Source organism: uncultured Campylobacter sp. (genome assembly GCF_938017705.1).
In the GTDB taxonomy this organism is placed as follows: Bacteria; Campylobacterota; Campylobacteria; order Campylobacterales; family Campylobacteraceae; genus Campylobacter_B.
In genome coordinates this window covers 19,431-31,281 of the sequence record NZ_CALIIS010000097.1, presented here as the reverse complement: position 1 = coordinate 31,281, position 11,851 = coordinate 19,431, and the positions used below count along the sequence as shown (strand labels likewise).

Here is an 11,851-nt window from a genome sequence, read left to right as displayed (position 1 = left end):
TGACTTTCGCGGAGGGGTACAGCTCGTCCTCGAAATAGAAGCTTCGAAATTTTAAAATTTTATCGCTTCGGCTGCGAGAGCGAGAGGACTTAATAGGCGTTAGCAGCGGTAAAATTTTAGCCTCTGCGGCGGAGTTTTTACGGCGGCGAAATTTTAAAATTTCAAAGTGGGCGGCGGGGCCGGAATTTTAAAATTTGCTCTGAATTTTAAGCATAAAAATCAAAATTTATCGTTACAATTACGTAAAATTTTTAAGGAGTAAAAATGAAAAAAATAGTGCCTTTAAGCGCAGCTGCGGCGCTTGCCGTAAATTTAAGCGCGCAGGAAAACAGCCTTGAGATCTACGCGAACTCCGCCTTCTTGCATCAAAACTTCGGCGCGCAAAAATCAAACTTCAGCGTGAACGTGCCGGAGTACTTGGATATCCGCAGCATCGAGATTGCGGGCTCTTGCGAAGTGCGCGAATTGTCTTTGGAGGAGAGCGAGCCCGTGAAAAACGCGGAATTCGCCAAAAAAGAGGCGGACGAAAAGAGCTTGCGCGAGCTAAGCGACCGCCTGGTCGCGCTTAAGGCGCAGCAGCGCTTTTTAAGCGATTTTGCGAGCTTAAAAGATAGAAGCCTGGCGAGCCTAAAGGCGGATTCGCAAAAAATTTACGACGAGGTCTTGCTCGTAGCGGGCGAAATTTCAAAGACGGACGAGCAAATCGGAAAGCTCAAAGAGAAAATTTCAAAATACCGGATCAAAAACGAGCGCCGCTTAAACGCGAACTTTGGCTGCGATCCGAGCTTTGTAAAAATAAGCTACCCCGTCGATGTTAGCGCCTACACGCACAACGAGCTCTCCGCAGATCTTGCTAGCGGCAAAATCGAGGTCGCGCAAAAACTCTCGGTGCAAAATCCGCTAAACGCTGAGCTAGCGAATTTGACGATCGCGCTGTATCCTTACGAGTACTCCTCACAGACCGCGCCGCAGCCCTTTTACCCGTGGTACGAGGGCGAGCCTATGGAGCCTGAGCCCGCGGCGGCTTATAAAAAGGACGTGATGCTAGAGGTGGCGGATATGCAGAGGGCGCCTGCGGCGGAGGCGAGATCGTCGTATGCAAGGACGGGCTCGAATATCGAAAGCTCGCTCTCAAAGGTGTGGAAAATTAGCGGCGTAAGCCTCAAGGCGGGCGAGGCGGGCGAGTTCAGCTTCGATAAACAGAGCTTGGATGCAAAATTTGATCTACTCATCGACGGCTACGGCAGCGAGGCAGCCTACGTGCGGGCTAAATTTATCCCCGAAAGAAGCATAGAGGAGAGCGAAACGCTAATAAAGCTCGACGGCGTGCAGATCGGGCTCGTGCATCTAGGCTTTGCCGCAAATGCGGAGGCTACGGCGTACTTGGGTAAAAACAGCCTGATCGAAGTTAAAAAAGAGCAGGCGAACAACTTCACGAAAAACTCATTTTTCGGCGGCGAAAGTAAAAATTCTATGGCTTGGGACTACGAGATCAAAAATAGCTCCAAGCGCGCGTGGAACGTGGTTTTGCAAGAGCGAGCGCCCGTTTCGACGCATGAGGACGTAAAGGTCGCGCTGAAAAACTCGCCCGAGCAGAGCAGCCTCGGCAAGGACGGACTGCTTAGCTGGGACTTCGAGCTAAAGCCGGGCGAGAGCAAAAAGATCCACTTCGGCTATGAGCTAAGCAAACCGAAGAAGTAACGAGCTTTGGCGCGGCGCGGTTAAATTTTGCGCAGCGGAGTAGCTTTTGCGGTGCGGCTAAATTTGATGTAGCACCGCTTTACGAGACGGACCCTCTTCGCCGCGCCGCTGAATTTTACGTGGCAGACCGACTTTTTACGGCGCGGTTAAAGCTTGCGGATATAAAACTAAGGCGCGGCTTTAGAGCTTATCTGAAATTTTTGGCGCCGCGCCGAGTAAAATTTAAGCATCGCGAGAACCAAAAATTTAAATGTTGCGGCGATTTAAAATTTGGTAGTGCGAGATATGAAATTTAGCGATGCAAAGGGGTTTTGGCGCGGGTAGAAAAACTTTGAGCGTCGCTAAAATTTATCTCAAATTTAAAAAGGTCGGGGCGATGAATGCGGAGCGAAGGTATAAATTTAACGGAGCGGCGAGGTGTGCGGTTTGTTTTACTGGCGGCGCCTAAAGGATCGTAATGAAATTTCGCAAACTTAAATTTAAAATCCTAGCCGCAGCACTACTTTTCTGCGCCCTGTTTATCCGCATCGTGCCGGATTATTCCACTTCGCAAGGCTCCTGCGTAGTTACTATTTTTAGCTATTACAAATATCAAAAGGGATATTGTCTAAAAGAGAATAGAATTCTGAGTAACGAAGAGCTACTTCAAAATGCCGCTATAAATTATTTTAAAAGATATCACGACTATGAGGTTCTGCGAAATACCATTATCGATGAGCACGATATAAAAATTTTCGGCCATAGTTTTTATACGGCGCACATCTCCAAGCTCTATCTAATCGGCGATTTTAATGAAGAAAACTGGTTTGATTTTTTGGTTGAAAATACCGATAGAAAGAGTTTTGATTATGAGATAAAAGACAAGATGCAAATAGATATCTCCGATCTATCAAAATATTTTGTATATAAGGATGAAATTTTAGGCTTTAGACAGCCTATTATCTTATCGGAAGAGAAAAATCCATTTCATAACGGAAAAATGTTTTTAGAAAAATCATTTTTAATTAAAGAAAATCAATTTTTTGTGAATTATGTTGATGTCGATGATATAAGTTTTTACATTGAATATAATGTTATTAAAAATTTAATGGCAATAAAAAGCGGATATGAGAGTTTAGAAAACTTTAACAAAGTCTTGGCTTATACTCATATGAAACATTATAGACGTAAATTCTCATACGATAATTGCGGAAATATAGATTTTGATATCAAAGCCCCGGCGGAACAGGAGCTGGATATGTGGATTCACGGCGGATAAGATTGGTTGAAATTTTATCTTAACGAATGTAACCGAAAAAGGATAAGAGATGAGCAAAAAAGAAACTGATTTGAGATTAGAATTAGAGGGCAATTATGGCGTCGATATATTGAGTTATTATTTGCGGGGGAAGAAAACTCCTCCTGGTCCGAAAGAATTAGCCTCTAACGAATGAATGGATAGAAAAGGACTGATATGAAATTTTATAAATCTATTAAATTTAAAGCGCTAGCTGGCACACTACTTCTAGCGGCGATACTCTGTGCCGCATTTATCCGAACAATCCCTGATTATTCCACTTCACGAGGCTTCGCCGTCGTTTCTACTTCCGACTACGACAAATACAAGCAGGGATACTGCCTTAAAGAGGATAGAATTTTGCCCAAAGAGGAGCTGTATAAAAGAGCGATTTTGGATTTTTTAGAAAAAGGCAAAATAATTCTTTATACGATGAGGAGTAACGATTGTAAAAAATTTAAGGGCATCAAAGAATGTAGAGATATCTATAATAAAATGCTGAATTATTACGCTGCTTATGGATATGGCAATAAAATAACGTATGATAAAGTATTGGAAATAAACCGAGATAGAAATATCTCTTATAACAAATCAAGATATATCTATTTTGAATTACTAAATTTAAAGCCTATTGTTTTGAAGCCAGAGTTTATAAGCGTAAATTTAGATAAAAATAGCGCGGGATTTACTACTCCGATAATTCAATTGGTAGGCGAGCATGAGTATTATCTATATAATGGAGATGGCATAATTCTAGATAGAAATAAATTGGCTTTTACCTACATCTATCTTTTTGATAACGAAAAATTTATGGAGCAAATAAATAAAGAATTAAGTTGGTATGAGAACCATAAATCAGATCTTAAACAAAATATTAGTTATTTAGAATTTGATAACTGTGGCACTACGAAAACCAATATAGACAAAAGTGTTGAGAGTATGATAAAAGAATTGGCAGATATGCCATGATAAAATATCAAGGAGTGCGCAATATATAGTGAGTGCGGAGCAAAGGTATAAATTTCACAGGACGGCGAGATATTTGCTGGCGGTGCCGATGGTTTTCTTGCTTGATTGGTGGGCGGCGGCATTGATTTTGGCGGTTTTGCCTTTTGATGGCGCGCTAAGGATTGCCGTTTTTGCGGCAATATTTGCGATTTTGGCTTGCGTGCTGCTTTGGTATTTGTTTAAAAGGTATAAAAACTTTAAGCTAAGTAAGCTATTTATAAAAAATCCAAATCTCAGTTTGCTGCTTTTTGCGGTAGAAAATTTATCGCTCGGCGCTTTTTACGGCGGGTTTTTGGCGTGCCTCGCAGAGGGGTATTTTTTGGGCGAGCGTACCGCCGGCTAGAGCGCGGCGTTTGTATTCGCGTTCGCGCTCGTTTGTCTGATCGTTTTCGTGATCTCGTATGTGTTTAACGAAAAGAAAAGTTAAACTTATGCGCCTTTCGCGCCCGCCAAATTTTATCTCTCGCGCAGCACGGGCTTAGGCACGGATTTAGCCCGCGCGGGCCAAGCGAGATTTGAAATTTCATCATCCCGCTTGCTTTAAAATTTTAAAATTTCATCGTCGCAAAAGCTCCGCCGCGGACGCGAAATTTTATCTCGCCGCAACTCAAAACCTACTAGCCGCCGCGCTTTAACATTTATGTAAAACGCATTTATGCCGCTGTAGCGTTTACAAAATTTTAAAAAGGCGCAGAACTCGCCTTTGCAAACGGTGATTGCGCCGCGGACTTATCTGCGCGAGCTCGGAGCTTTGCAGCTAACGAAGAGGTCTTATTTTTGCCGCTCTTTAAATCAAATCCGAGCTTCGGCAGAGAATGCGCGAGCGGCGAATGCAGAAGCAAATATCGATCTAGCGGGCGCGTTTGCCCCAAATCTAGCCCTTTAGCTTCATCATTTTTTCTAAAATTTCATAGACTAGATCAAACTTCGTAAAGCCGTCCCTGTCTAAAAAATGCCCGCCCTTCTCCACTTCGTAAAACTTAGCATCGATCTGCCCCGCTAACTCGCGGCTGAAGCTAAACGGCACGATATAATCATCCTTCGCAGAAATTACAGCGCGCTGTTTTGCGGCGGCTTTTATGCGCTCAAAATCAAAGCCTTTATCCATAAACTCGTCTAAAATTTTAAATTGCGGATCGCTAAGCGGCTTTGCAAGCCCCGAGACCAGCACGATCCCCTCTACTGCGCCGCCCATGGCACTGCTTTGTAAGAAATTTAAGATCGTAGGGCATCCGAGGCTGTGTCCGACCAGATAGACTTCGCCTTCAAATTTTACGCTTTCTCGCAGAGTTTTCAGCCACTCATCAAGCTTAGGATTCGCGGGCGTAGGCATAGTTAAAATTTCCGCCCTCGCGCCCGATTTTTCGATCTCGCTTTTAAGCCAAGCAAACCAGTGCTTCTTAGGCGAAGCGTCGTAGCCGTGCACGATATAGACGCACTTTTGCATATTTTTTTCCTTCGAATTTAAGCTCGCCCCAAACGAGGCGGTACCGACGCAAAGTAGCGAAGCTGCGCACGCCAAGCTAAATTTCATCGCATTTCGTCTTTTGCTATTCATCTATAGCTCCTCTCATTTCTAAAGCGGACATTTTACATCGTTTTTTAAAAAAGACCTCTTAAAACGTTCGCGTAGATCTATAAAAATCCGCTGCAAAGCCGCTTGCGCGCTAAATTTTAAAATTTCAATCCGCGTGCTAGCCCCTACAGATCGTGATTTTATCGGCAAATTTACCCAAAAAGTGATACCCCGAGCCTGCCTGTGCGATGATATCGAGCACCGCGTCCGCATCCCGCACGAGCGTGCCGCCCGCAAAGTCCACGCCGCGCTCAAACAGCGCCTGCGGCAGTAGCGGCGTGGTAGGCCCCAGGAGCACGAGCTTGGCGCCGCTTTTTTTCAGGCGCAAAAGTCCATCCAGCGTGTCGTTGATGAGCGTCGTAGCCGTGATTATCACGTTGTCGGCGCGCGGCACGACGCTTGCGGCCTCGCTTGCAGGTAGGTAAAACGGCAGCTCGGCCTGCTTGAGCGTGCTTTTGTCAAGCTCTAAAATTTTAAAATCCGCGCCATTTTTCATCAGCGTCTTGATGTAGGGCACCAGCGCGCCCACGACGACGCTAAAGCTGCCGCGCTCGATCTGCAGCTGCTCAAAGGGATCGGCGCCGAATTTCACGTCGTAATCCGCGTGAATTTTATCAAAGCACGCCCTGCCAAGCGCATTTAGCGCAGCGAGCGCCAGCGTCTTTTTAAGCGGCGCGGCGGAGCCCAGATCGCGCAGCAGATAGCGCACGCTTTTGCCTGCGATATTGCCCGAATCGGGCATCACGCTTGCCTGCGAGGGGCAGCAAACGGCGCCTGATAGGGACTTTAGCGGCGTATAGCTAAGCCCGCACGCGCCGCCTTGCAGCTTCACGCCGCTAAAAAATAGCCCCACGACGGCGCGCTCGATCTTAAGATCCAGCGCCTCCGCTCCTAAAATTTCTTTCGCGCGCTCCAGCGTCTGATCTAAAATTTCGCTCATTTTAGCTCCTTTAATGCGGAATTTAGCGCCATTATAGCTTAAAATTTCGGCGCCCGTATTGATATAAATTTATTGATCGCGCGAGCGGCGACATCCAAGCAGACGCGAGCTAAATTTAACGCAAGCGGTAGACGCGAAATAAAATTTTATGTAGCGGACGAGCGCGGCTTGGAATTTTAAAAAGTGCGGCACGGCTTTAAAATTTGAAACGTGCGGACAAACATGAAATTTTAATCGGTCAGGTAAATTTAAAATTTTAATGAGCGAGTACGACTTTAAATTTTAAACTGATCGGCGGCGCGGACGAAGCGGCAAACGAGCAAGCGATATTGATGGGGTAGCGAACAGGCGGTGCGGACGGATCAAATTTAACGAGCAAGCCGATGCGAGCAGACAATGCGAGCTAAATTCCATAAGAGCGGACAAGCAAGAGTTTGGACATAGACGGGTAAATTTAACAATAGTAAGCCGATACGGGCTGAATTTTAGGCTAGCTTAATGAGCGAATGCGGGATAAATTTTAATGAATACGAATGGGCGCGAGCTCGGGCAAATACGAGCAAATTTAATAATTGCAAGCGAACGCAAACTCGGACGCGAGCTAAATTTAACGAAAGCGGCAGCGGGCAAAATTTAATAAAAGGTGCGGGCACGGGTAAAATTTACGCGGCGGCCGTATCCATGACAAGTTGCGCTCGCTGCGGAGTTAAATTTTATTTCCTACCTGCCACACGGCTAAATTTTATTTCCGATCCATCGCAGGACTAAATTTTATTTTCCGATCCGCCGCAAAGCTAAATTTTATTTTCGGATAGCAGGATGTTTATGAGCGGATTTAGCAGCGTCTCGCCGCGAGCGGCGCACAGCACAATCTCGTCGTAGTAGTAGTCGCTCCTGCCGTAGTTGTGAAACTCATACGCGCCAAAGCCGTAGCCCATCGGCGTGATCTCGACGCGCGAGTACCAGGCGTCCTTGGCAATGATGTATTTCTCGGTGTCTTGCGAATAAACCCACACTACGATCTCATCTTTGTTTTTTTGCCGCATAAGCCACATAAAGACGTTTGCGATGTCGTTGAAAAAATATGTATCGCCGTTTGGCATAACGGCCTGGGCGGTGTTATACAGATCGTTTATCACCGTGCCGCTCTCGTGGCATAGGTATTTGCCAAATTCGATCTGCAGCGGCTGCTTATCCGTGTTGCCGTGGCGGACGGAAATTTTGGATTCGGCTATATCCATGGACGATATGAGCAGCCCCATCACGCAGGCGAGCAAAACCGCGGCAAAAATTTTCTTAATCATAGCAGCGCACCCCGCACGAAGTAGTATTTGACGACGTAGGCGCTGCAGATGAGCGCGTTTAGAATGAGCCAGAACGAGGAGTATTTAAGCAGGTGGGTGTAGGCGCGCTTGGTGATGAGCTCCGTTAAAAACGGCACGATGCCGAAAAATATACCCAAAAATAGCGAGCCCCAGATCGCATAGCCGACGAAGTAATAATCCTTCAAAAGCATGCAATACGGGCATTTGTGATTGGGCTGCTCGTAAACGTAAAGCCCGAAAAAATAGGTGATCGCGTAGTATGCGACGAACAAAAAGAGCAAATTTAAAGCAAAGCTCGCCATCGACTGCTTTAAGAAATTTAAGATCAAAATGGCACCTAATATCGCATAGAAAAAGGTCGCCAAAAGCGCCTGCGTGTATCCAAACGGAAGCTTCGGCGCGCGAAATACGACCGAGCAGCAAAACACCGGCACACGCAACGGGATATTGATAAAAAATAGAATTTCTAAAATAAACTCCGCCAAAACGCCAGTAAAAAGGATGGTAAAGATCAGGTATTTGCGCTTTAGATAGGGAAATTTGCCCGCTTTAAGATCGAGGCTGTTTAAAATAAGCCAGAGCCCAAAGCCGAAGATCAGTAAAATTTTTAAAAGCAGCAGGATGTTGCCGTAGCGGTTCGAGCCCACGACGCCCGCGGAACACATCGCGCCTGGCACGACCGAAGAGAGCTCGTTTAAGCAGAGCGCAAAAAATATAAACAAAATGATCTTGCACGCTATCGTGAAGAACAAAATGGTGTTGATGAGATAGTTTCTTTTCTCCAGGGCGTATTGTAAATTTGAGGTGGCGTTAAAGTCCCAATAGCGCATGATCCGCACGATGTGAAACTGCGAGATCGCCATCAGCGCTATTACGATCAGCTCTACGGCTAAAAACGCGATCACGCTGCCCGATAAAAATACGCTCATGCTGAAATTTCTCCATCTTTTAAAAACACGTATCGATCCACGAAGCTTAGCTCGTCGAAGAGTATGTCGTGCGTCGCGATCAAAACGGTCTTTTTAAGCTCTTTGAGCTTTGAGAGCATTTCGATGAAACCGAGCGAGTTTTGTTTGTCTAAATTTGCCGTCGGCTCGTCGGCCAAGATGATCTGCGGATTCATCACGAGCGCCCTTGCGATAGCGCAGCGCTGCTTTTCGCCGCCGCTAAGGCTGGAGACGATCTGATCTTTTTTATGCGCGATATTAGCAATCTGCATCGCTTCGTCTATGCGCGCGCTAAGCTCATCTCTGCTCAGCCGCTCAAGGCTAAGCGGCGCAAGGACGTTTTTATGAACGCTAAGCGCCTCAAGCAGGTTGAAAGACTGAAATATAAAGCCGATTTTTTTATGGCGATACGCGGAGCTTTCGATATCGGCGAGCTTGGAGACGTTTGCGCCGTCCACCAAAACCTCGCCGCTGCTAGGCTTAGCAAGCGCGCCTATGATGGATAGAAGCGTGCTTTTGCCGCTGCCGCTAACGCCTTTTAAGATTACGATCTGCCCCTCTTCGACGCTTAGGCTTATGTTTTTTAAAGCGCGAAACTCATTCGCCCTGCCCTCGTTGTAAATTTTAAAAAGCTGCTTGATCTCTATTTTACTCATTTGACCGCCTCGCTCATATCGCCGATAGCGATGCGCCAGGATGGGATGATGACGAACGCCAAAAACGGGATCACGCTAAAGACGAAGATCAAAAAGAGCATATTGAAATTTATCGCGGGCGTGAAGGTGATGAAATTTCGCAGCTCGCCGCCTAAGAATATATCGCGCAGAAGCGGCGCATCCAGGATAAAAACATAAGCATAAGCGCCCGCGACGCCGAGTAGATAAGCGCTTAGCGAGACGATGAAATTTTGGATAAATTTCATCGCGATGATGTCTTTTATACAAAAGCCGATGCTGCGCAAGATCGCGATCTCCTTTTTTTTCTCGCCGTATGCGAGCGAAATTTGATTTTTCAGCAAGATGAAAAACGAGATCATCGCCACGGCGTAAAGCACCATAAAAATTCCACCCTTGTAATAATACAGATGCCTCACTTCGGCTACCGCGTCCTCCGCGCTAAGAGCCTCCGTGTTGGGGTATAAATTTACGATCTTAAGCGCTACTTCGCTTACTTCGTTGGGGTTGGGCACACTTACGTAGAGCTTGGTGTATTCGCCCTCCTTCAGGCTCAGTACCTCGCGCGCGGTAGCGGGGTTGAGATAGATCACGTCGTTTGAGACGATGCTGCTTTCGTGCGGCGAAATCTTATTAATCTTAATCGCGATTAGGCGCTGTTCGGTCAAGAAGTGAAACTCGTCCTCGTAGTACCACTCGCCCATCGCCGCCTTTACCCCCTCGCCTACGACCATTTCGTTTTCGCTCAGGCTTTCGTCGCCTACGATATGAAACCAAACGCGCTTTTGAGCGAAGTAATACATCCCGTCCACGGCGCCCTGCACTTCGCTGACGCCCGCGATCTTAGAGACGTCGTAGATATAGCCGTCGTGCATCAGATCGCGCTTGCCCGCGCGTAGAGCTTCTACGACGATGTCGGGTCTGAGCTTGATAACCTTTTCAAGATCGTTTTGAATGGAGCCCGAGATAAAAAGCACCGAGCTTAAAATAAAAACGATAAAGGCAAAGATTGCGAAGCTAAAGGAGTGATCGGCTCTGTCTTTTCGCAGCAGAGTTACGGAGTAGTCGATGAAATTTCTACTTATCATAGACGAACTCCGCGTAGGCCTTGCTCTTAAAGCTGCTTGAGAGCCGCACGTCCTTTATCTCGCGCGCTAGCTTTTGCAGACACTGCTCGCCCTTTGCGCGATCAAAGCTTACATAATGCACCGCAATGAGCGCGTAAAGGACGGCAAAAAAGATCGTTAAAGCGCAAATGAGCCTCATAGCCCTTCTATTACGCTCTCTTGAATTTCATCAAATTTAAGTACACTCTTGCCTCCGTGATCTTTAGCGAAGGTCTTAGCCGCGCTCTCGCTATCAAACGCAATGAGCTCATCGCCCATCGGTCCTAAGACGTCGGAGCCGAGCACGAAAAAGGCGCTTTTAGCATCAATCTTGTGTAACTTGTAGTAGTCGGTTACGTAAATTTTATCAAAGCTCTTGCCCTTTTGGAAGTAGTATTTCATCATATCTTTCACGCCGTCAAAATACAAATTCTCACCGCCTTGGATCTCTATCATCGCCGCCCAGTTAGGGTTTTTACCTACTAGCATGCCGCAAACCGGGCATTTGGCGCCCTCAGGCACGATGATCTTTTCAGCCTTTTTCGCTTTTGCGTTTTTATCGCTACTGCCTAAATTTGCCGGCGCGTCCCATAGATATAGCGCTGCGGCTTGCAGGTGCTTGTCGTACTCTGGAGCCTTGCTAGCGCCCTTTGCGTCGCAAGTTTTTTTGAGATGAGCTTTGAGCTCGGAGATGGCTTTGAAGCTTTTGGCGTCCGTTTTAGCGCAGTTTGTTTCGTAAAATTCTTTACCGTGCGCGTAAACGCCGCCCTCGCGCTTGGCTTTAATCATCTTGTTATCGCCCTCGAAATCCTGCCCTGCAATCTCGTAGGCTTTGGCAAAGTTCATTATCTCGCCGCCGTTTTCGGCTTGGAATTCTTTCGCGTCGGCTTCGGTTGAAAAGGCGTATTTGCTATTTCGCGTCATCGTGCCTTTGACCTTGCTGCCCACGACGTAAAAAGCTTTATTTACGTCGATCAAATTTAGATTTTTCGTATCGACGACCTGCGCATCGCTTGGAATTTTTCCCTCCGTTAGCTCGTACAGGCAGTGTAGGGAAGCCACTTGCTTGCCATTCCAAACGTGGTTGGTTTTATAGAATTTAACCAAATTCATTCCGCAAACGGCGCAGTATTCTTTGCCCTCGCCGCTTCCTACAAGCGTAGCCTTGCTAGGATCCACGCTTTGAAACATAGGATTTGCCGGCTTATTAGCCCCATCCATGGAGGCACCGCAAACGAGCGCGACGAGCGCAGCCGAAGCTAAAAACGAACGTAAAATCATACTATCTCCTTAAAATT

At 46.5% G+C, this 11,851-nt stretch carries 14 protein-coding genes; 6 read left to right on the top strand and 8 right to left on the bottom strand.

Annotated elements, in window-relative coordinates:
* The first annotated feature begins 264 nt into the window (after positions 1-264).
* From Q0605_RS05115 to Q0605_RS05090, 6 genes are all read left to right on the top strand, one after another.
* The gene (locus Q0605_RS05115) at positions 265-1,701 is read left to right on the top strand and encodes a DUF4139 domain-containing protein (protein WP_298704831.1); all 1,437 of its coding nucleotides are present in this window, start codon (positions 265-267) and stop codon (positions 1,699-1,701) included.
* Positions 1,702-1,999: 298 nt separating this feature from the next.
* On the top strand, positions 2,000-2,149 hold the full coding sequence (locus Q0605_RS05110; RefSeq protein ID WP_298704829.1) for a hypothetical protein: 150 nt from the start codon (positions 2,000-2,002) through the stop codon (positions 2,147-2,149).
* A 9-nt stretch (positions 2,150-2,158) separates the two neighbouring features.
* Positions 2,159-2,959, top strand: coding sequence for a hypothetical protein (locus Q0605_RS05105; protein ID WP_298704827.1), 801 nt, complete (start codon positions 2,159-2,161; stop codon positions 2,957-2,959).
* A gap of 49 nt (positions 2,960-3,008) precedes the next feature.
* A complete protein-coding gene (locus Q0605_RS05100) occupies positions 3,009-3,134 on the top strand; it encodes a hypothetical protein (protein WP_298704824.1) in 126 nt (41 codons plus the stop codon).
* A gap of 20 nt (positions 3,135-3,154) precedes the next feature.
* A complete protein-coding gene (locus Q0605_RS05095; RefSeq protein ID WP_298704822.1) occupies positions 3,155-3,946 on the top strand; it encodes a hypothetical protein in 792 nt (263 codons plus the stop codon).
* 28 nt (positions 3,947-3,974) lie between these two features.
* Complete coding sequence (locus Q0605_RS05090) at positions 3,975-4,328, top strand: hypothetical protein (protein WP_298704820.1); 354 nt, start codon at positions 3,975-3,977, stop codon at positions 4,326-4,328.
* A 531-nt stretch (positions 4,329-4,859) separates the two neighbouring features.
* On the opposite strand, the gene Q0605_RS05085 is transcribed toward Q0605_RS05090, so the two are convergent.
* The 8 genes from Q0605_RS05085 to Q0605_RS05050 form a co-directional block, all read right to left on the bottom strand.
* Positions 4,860-5,543 (bottom strand): alpha/beta hydrolase, encoded by a 684-nt coding sequence (locus Q0605_RS05085; RefSeq protein WP_298704818.1) that lies wholly within the window; start codon positions 5,541-5,543, stop codon positions 4,860-4,862.
* 136 nt (positions 5,544-5,679) lie between these two features.
* Entirely contained in the window at positions 5,680-6,501 is an 822-nt protein-coding gene (locus tag Q0605_RS05080; RefSeq protein ID WP_298704816.1) for a DUF364 domain-containing protein, read from the bottom strand.
* A gap of 794 nt (positions 6,502-7,295) precedes the next feature.
* Positions 7,296-7,805, bottom strand: coding sequence for a hypothetical protein (locus Q0605_RS05075; RefSeq protein WP_005870878.1), 510 nt, complete (start codon positions 7,803-7,805; stop codon positions 7,296-7,298).
* On the bottom strand, positions 7,802-8,755 hold the full coding sequence (locus Q0605_RS05070) for a hypothetical protein (RefSeq protein ID WP_297914381.1): 954 nt from the start codon (positions 8,753-8,755) through the stop codon (positions 7,802-7,804). Before Q0605_RS05070 ends, Q0605_RS05075 begins: the two co-directional genes overlap by 4 nt.
* Positions 8,752-9,429, bottom strand: coding sequence for an ABC transporter ATP-binding protein (locus tag Q0605_RS05065; RefSeq protein ID WP_298704814.1), 678 nt, complete (start codon positions 9,427-9,429; stop codon positions 8,752-8,754). Before Q0605_RS05065 ends, Q0605_RS05070 begins: the two co-directional genes overlap by 4 nt.
* Positions 9,426-10,535, bottom strand: a complete 1,110-nt coding sequence (locus tag Q0605_RS05060) for an FtsX-like permease family protein (RefSeq protein WP_298704812.1) — start codon at positions 10,533-10,535, stop codon at positions 9,426-9,428. Before Q0605_RS05060 ends, Q0605_RS05065 begins: the two co-directional genes overlap by 4 nt.
* Positions 10,525-10,713, bottom strand: coding sequence for a hypothetical protein (locus Q0605_RS05055; protein WP_298704810.1), 189 nt, complete (start codon positions 10,711-10,713; stop codon positions 10,525-10,527). Before Q0605_RS05055 ends, Q0605_RS05060 begins: the two co-directional genes overlap by 11 nt.
* Positions 10,710-11,834: a nitrous oxide reductase accessory protein NosL gene (locus tag Q0605_RS05050; RefSeq protein WP_298704809.1), complete on the bottom strand. Its 1,125-nt coding sequence runs from the start codon at positions 11,832-11,834 to the stop codon at positions 10,710-10,712. The genes Q0605_RS05055 and Q0605_RS05050 overlap by 4 nt, the downstream gene beginning before the upstream one ends.
* Between the last annotated feature and the right edge of the window lie 17 nt (positions 11,835-11,851).

What these genes read in the sequence shown, in the direction of transcription:
- Q0605_RS05060 (WP_298704812.1), bottom strand. Translation starts at nt 10,535, where the DNA reads ATGATAAGTAGAAATTTCATCGACTACTCCGTAACTCTGCTGCGAAAA.
- Q0605_RS05070 (WP_297914381.1), bottom strand. Translation starts at nt 8,755, where the DNA reads ATGAGCGTATTTTTATCGGGCAGCGTGATCGCGTTTTTAGCCGTAGAG.
- Q0605_RS05095 (WP_298704822.1), top strand. Translation starts at nt 3,155, where the DNA reads ATGAAATTTTATAAATCTATTAAATTTAAAGCGCTAGCTGGCACACTA.
- Q0605_RS05050 (WP_298704809.1), bottom strand. Translation starts at nt 11,834, where the DNA reads ATGATTTTACGTTCGTTTTTAGCTTCGGCTGCGCTCGTCGCGCTCGTT.
- Q0605_RS05110 (WP_298704829.1), top strand. Translation starts at nt 2,000, where the DNA reads ATGCAAAGGGGTTTTGGCGCGGGTAGAAAAACTTTGAGCGTCGCTAAA.
- Q0605_RS05055 (WP_298704810.1), bottom strand. Translation starts at nt 10,713, where the DNA reads ATGAGGCTCATTTGCGCTTTAACGATCTTTTTTGCCGTCCTTTACGCG.
- Q0605_RS05115 (WP_298704831.1), top strand. Translation starts at nt 265, where the DNA reads ATGAAAAAAATAGTGCCTTTAAGCGCAGCTGCGGCGCTTGCCGTAAAT.
- Q0605_RS05065 (WP_298704814.1), bottom strand. Translation starts at nt 9,429, where the DNA reads ATGAGTAAAATAGAGATCAAGCAGCTTTTTAAAATTTACAACGAGGGC.
- Q0605_RS05080 (WP_298704816.1), bottom strand. Translation starts at nt 6,501, where the DNA reads ATGAGCGAAATTTTAGATCAGACGCTGGAGCGCGCGAAAGAAATTTTA.
- Q0605_RS05100 (WP_298704824.1), top strand. Translation starts at nt 3,009, where the DNA reads ATGAGCAAAAAAGAAACTGATTTGAGATTAGAATTAGAGGGCAATTAT.
- Q0605_RS05105 (WP_298704827.1), top strand. Translation starts at nt 2,159, where the DNA reads ATGAAATTTCGCAAACTTAAATTTAAAATCCTAGCCGCAGCACTACTT.
- Q0605_RS05075 (WP_005870878.1), bottom strand. Translation starts at nt 7,805, where the DNA reads ATGATTAAGAAAATTTTTGCCGCGGTTTTGCTCGCCTGCGTGATGGGG.
- Q0605_RS05085 (WP_298704818.1), bottom strand. Translation starts at nt 5,543, where the DNA reads ATGAATAGCAAAAGACGAAATGCGATGAAATTTAGCTTGGCGTGCGCA.